At 64.8% G+C, this 4,378-nt stretch carries 4 protein-coding genes; 3 read left to right on the plus strand and 1 reads right to left on the minus strand.

Annotated features, from left to right (window positions below):
* The 3 genes from thrC to ACLPJJ_RS08040 form a co-directional block, all read left to right on the plus strand.
* A partial coding sequence (thrC, locus tag ACLPJJ_RS08030; protein WP_443590434.1) for a threonine synthase occupies nt 1-1,137 on the plus strand: 1,137 nt, incomplete at its 5' end.
* Between the two features lie 3 nt (nt 1,138-1,140).
* On the plus strand, nt 1,141-2,406 hold the full coding sequence (locus tag ACLPJJ_RS08035) for a M16 family metallopeptidase (protein ID WP_443590435.1): 1,266 nt from the start codon (nt 1,141-1,143) through the stop codon (nt 2,404-2,406).
* Complete coding sequence (locus tag ACLPJJ_RS08040) at nt 2,403-3,707, plus strand: TldD/PmbA family protein (protein WP_443590436.1); 1,305 nt, start codon at nt 2,403-2,405, stop codon at nt 3,705-3,707. The genes ACLPJJ_RS08035 and ACLPJJ_RS08040 overlap by 4 nt, the downstream gene beginning before the upstream one ends.
* A 218-nt stretch (nt 3,708-3,925) precedes the next feature.
* Here ACLPJJ_RS08040 and ACLPJJ_RS08045 read toward each other — a convergent pair whose 3' ends face one another.
* The gene (locus tag ACLPJJ_RS08045; protein WP_443590437.1) at nt 3,926-4,129 is read right to left on the minus strand and encodes a hypothetical protein; all 204 of its coding nucleotides are present in this window, start codon (nt 4,127-4,129) and stop codon (nt 3,926-3,928) included.
* Nucleotides 4,130-4,378 lie beyond the last annotated feature (249 nt).

The raw sequence follows: 4,378 nt of genomic DNA on the forward strand, positions 1-4,378 counted from the left end.
GTCGTGCCGCTCGTCCAGCTCGACACCAGCCTGTGGGCGCAGGAACTGTTCCACGGGCCGACGCTGGCGTTCAAGGACCTGGCGCTCCAGCTCGTCGGGCGGCTGTTCGAGCACGTGCTGGCGCAGCGCAGGGAGAAAATAACGATCGTCGGCGCCACCTCGGGCGATACCGGGTCGGCGGCGATCGAGGCGTGCGCGGGGCGAAGTGGAATAGACATCGTCATCCTGCACCCCGACGGCCGCACCTCGGAGCTGCAGCGGCGGCAGATGACGACGGTGACGGCGCCAAACGTTGGGAATCTCGCCATCGCCGGCAGCTTCGACGACTGCCAGGACCTGGTGAAGGCGATGTTCGCCGACGCGCCGTTCCGGGCGGAGATGAACCTCTCGGCGGTGAACTCCATCAATTTTGCCCGCATCGCCGCGCAGATCCCGTATTACGTGTTCGCCGCGCTGAACCTGGGTGCGCCGGAGCGTGAGGTGGCGGTTTCCGTGCCCACCGGCAATTTCGGCAACATCCTGGCTGCCTGGGCCGCGCATAAGATGGGCGTGCCGATCTCGCGCTTCATTGTGGCGAGCAACCGCAACGACATCCTGGCCCGCTTCCTGGCCGCCAACGACATGAGCGCGCAGGGCGTGGAACCCAGCCTCTCGCCCTCCATGGATATTCAGGTCAGCTCCAATTTCGAGCGCCTGCTGTTCGAGTTCCTGGGCCGGGATGCGGCGCTCACCGCGCAGACCATGGCGGATTTCCGCACCAGCGGGAAAATGACGGTGGCCGAGCCGGTGTGGCACGCCATCACCAGGGATTTCGTGGGCTTCCGGCTCGATGACGCCCAGACCCTGGCCGAGATCGCCCGGCTGTACCGCGAGACCGGGTATCTCGCCGATCCGCATTCGGTCATCGGCATCGCCGCGGCGCGGGAGCTGGGGCCGGTCGGCCTGCCCGTCATCGCCGCCGCCACCGCGCACCCGGCCAAGTTCCCGGATGCGATCGAAAAGGCCGTTGGCGTTCGTCCGCCCTTACCGGCGCACCTTGCCGACCTATATGAACGGAATGAAAAGTTTATCCGCGCCCCCAACGATCTGGCCGCCATCGAGGCCTGCGTGCGGAATTTTGCCAACAGGAACACATAATTGATGACTGAACAGGTTTCCATCACCACCCTGCCCTCCGGGCTCACTGTGCTCACGGAGCGCATGGAGCGGGTGGAGACGGTATCCTTCGGCGCTTATGTCGGCGCCGGCACCCGCCACGAGACCGCCGCCGAAAACGGCGCGGCGCATTTCCTTGAGCACATGGCCTTCAAGGGGACCGAGACCCGTTCGGCCGCCGATATCGCCGAGGCCATCGAGAACGTGGGCGGGCATATCAACGCCTACACCTCCCGCGAGCAGACCGCGTATTACGTGAAGCTGCTGAAGGAAGACCTCGCCCTTGGCGCGGATATCATCGGGGATATCCTCTGCCACTCCACCTTCGAGCCGGACGAGCTGGAGCGCGAGCGCGGGGTGATCCTGCAGGAGATCGGCCAGGCCAACGATACGCCGGACGACGTGGTGTTCGACCATTTCCAGTCCGCTGCCTATCCGTCGCAGCCCATGGGCCGCCCGGTGCTGGGCACGGAGCAGATCATTCGCGGCATGAAGCGCGAGACGCTGCACGGCTTCATGCGCCAGCACTACACGCCGGAGAACATGGTCATCGCCGCCAGCGGCAAGCTGGAGCATGAGCATGTGGTGGAACTGGCGCAGAAATACTTCGCCGACCTGCCGAAGGCCGAGCGCGCCGCGCCCATGCCCGCCGATTACATGGGCGGCGAGTACCGGGAGCTGCGCGACCTCGACCAGGCGCATATCGTGCTGGGCTTCAACTCGCCCGGCTATGGAGAGCCGGACTACTACCCGGCCATGCTGCTCTCCACCCTGCTGGGCGGGGGGATGTCGTCCCGGCTGTTCCAGGAGATCCGCGAGAAGCGCGGGCTGGTCTATTCCATCTACAGCTTCACCGCCCCGGCGCAGGATGGCGGGTTGTTCGGCATCTATGCCGGCACCGGCGAGTCCGAGGCCGCGGAGCTGATGCCGGTGACGCTGGAAGAGCTGGCCAAGGTGCAGCACGAGGTGAGCGAGGCCGAGCTGGCCCGTGCCCGCGCGCAACTCAAGGCCGGGCTGCTGATGAGCCTGGAATCCACCGGCAGCCGCTGCGAGCAGCTGGCCCGCCAGTGGCAGGTGTTCGGCCGGGTCATCCCGGTGGCCGAGACGGTGGCGAAGATCGAGGCGGTGACGGTGGATGATATCCGCGCGGCGGGGCACAAGATCTTCCGCCAGAAGCCGACGCTGGCGACCATCGGGCCCATCGGCCAGGTGCCGAAATTCTCCGCCATCATCGACCGGCTGGCCGCGTGAGCGCGCTGCACGAGGCCGCCGAGCGTCTGCTGAAGGCGGCGAAATCCGCCGGGGCGGATGTGGCCGAAGTGCTGCTGCACGAGAGCGCGTCGGTCTCGGTGCAGCGGCGGCTGGGCAAGATCGAGGAAACCGAGCGCGCCGAGACCCGCGAGGTCGGCCTGCGCGTGTTTGTGGGGCGCTGCAATGCCAGCGTCTCCGCTAGCGCTATCGACCCGGCGAGCTTCACGCGCCTCGCCGAGCAGGCGGTGGCCATGGCCCGGGTGGTGCCAGAGGACCCGTACGCGGAAATCCCCGAGGCTCCGGCGCCCATGGATGCGGCGTATTTGGAACTGGACGACCCGGTTGAGCCCGGGATGGATGTGCTGATCGCCCGCGCGGCGGCTGCCGAGGAAGCGGCGCTCGCCGTGGCCGGCATCACCAATTCCGAAGGGGGCTCCGCCTCCTGGTCGCGCGGCATTTCGCTGCTCGCTACCAGCCATGGCTTCATGGGGGCCTATGCCCGCTCGCACCATGGCGTTTCCGTCACCGCCATTGCCGGCACGGGCACGCAGATGCAGCGCGACTATGATTTCTCCTCTACCCTGCACGGGGCGGATCTGGAGGACCCGGCGGCCCTCGGCCGCAACGCCGCCACCCGGGCGCTGGCGAGGCTTAACCCCCGCCGCCCGCAAACCGCGAAGCTGCCGGTGGTGTTCGACCCGCGCGTGGCGGGCAGCATGCTGGGGCATTTCTCGGGGGCGATCTCGGGCGCCTCCATCGCGCGCGGCACCTCCTTCCTGAAAGATGCGCTGGGCCGGGCGGTGTTCGCGCCCGGCATCGCCATCATCGACGACCCGTTCCGCGTGCGGGGCTTGCGCTCGCGCCCCTATGACCGCGAGGGCCAGCCCGTTGCGTGCCGCGCCTTCATCGAGGACGGGGTGCTGACCAGCTGGATCCTCGACACGCGCAGCGCCAACCAGCTGGGGCTGAAGACCTCAGGCAATGCCGGGGGGCTGGCGAATTTCTATCTGGCCCCGGGGAAGCTGAGCCCGGCGGCGCTGATGGTGGATATCGCCGAGGGGCTGTACGTGACCGAGATGATCGGCATGGGCGTGAACGGGCTGACCGGCGATTATTCGCGCGGCGCTGCGGGGTTCATGATCCGCAATGGCCAGCTCGCCGAGCCGGTGGCGGAATGCACCATAGCCGGGAACCTGAAGGACATGTTCCTGCACCTCACCCCGGCCGATGACCTGGAATTCAAGCGCGGGACTGATGCGCCGACCCTGCGCATCGAGGGCATGACGCTGGCGGGGGGCTGAAAAACTCTACTCTGGCGGCCATTCAGCGCGAAAAATAGCTGACCGACCTGCCAGAGCAAGTTGTTATAAAGTCTGGGTTGAATTTTCCGGGGGACTGCTGGTAGCGGCGGAAGGATTTGACCCTCCGACCAAGGGATTATGATTCCTTGGTTGGCATTTGATTTATAATGGTTTTTTGTCATTTTATTGCAGCGTTGTCGCAAATGAGGTCGGCGACTTTACTTGCTGCCAGGCTTTGATGGCTTATTGTTTGGCGTTTTCCTAGGCTCGATGTGCCGCATAACAGAGGCCGCGACCGAGCGTTCAGCTGCTGTAGCGCCAGCCTTCATCTCCTTCCCGGCTTCCTTCTTGACCTTGGGAGAGGTCTTTGGTGGCGGATTTTCGGTCTTTTTTCCGTCACCGCCACTTGGCTTTTTAGCCATAAGTGACCTCCTATCAGAAAAAGGGGGTTATAGCCGTAATTTCCGAGTCGACGCTTAAACCTTAAACCTACCAGATAAGCCAAATCCTCCGGTAACTCACACCACAAACTGTCTGAAATTATCTGACGACGGACAGTCGCCAGGGTTGTCGAAACCCACCGCCGAAAAATGGCCGTCTTTTCCGGCTAAAAGCCTTGGAGAAAAGTGACTCGCCGCTTGCCCCCAAGTTCGAGGTTTTGGAAGTGAAAC

The sequence above is a fragment of the Acidocella sp. genome (genome assembly GCF_052326845.1).
Classification (GTDB): domain Bacteria; phylum Pseudomonadota; class Alphaproteobacteria; order Acetobacterales; family Acetobacteraceae; genus Acidocella.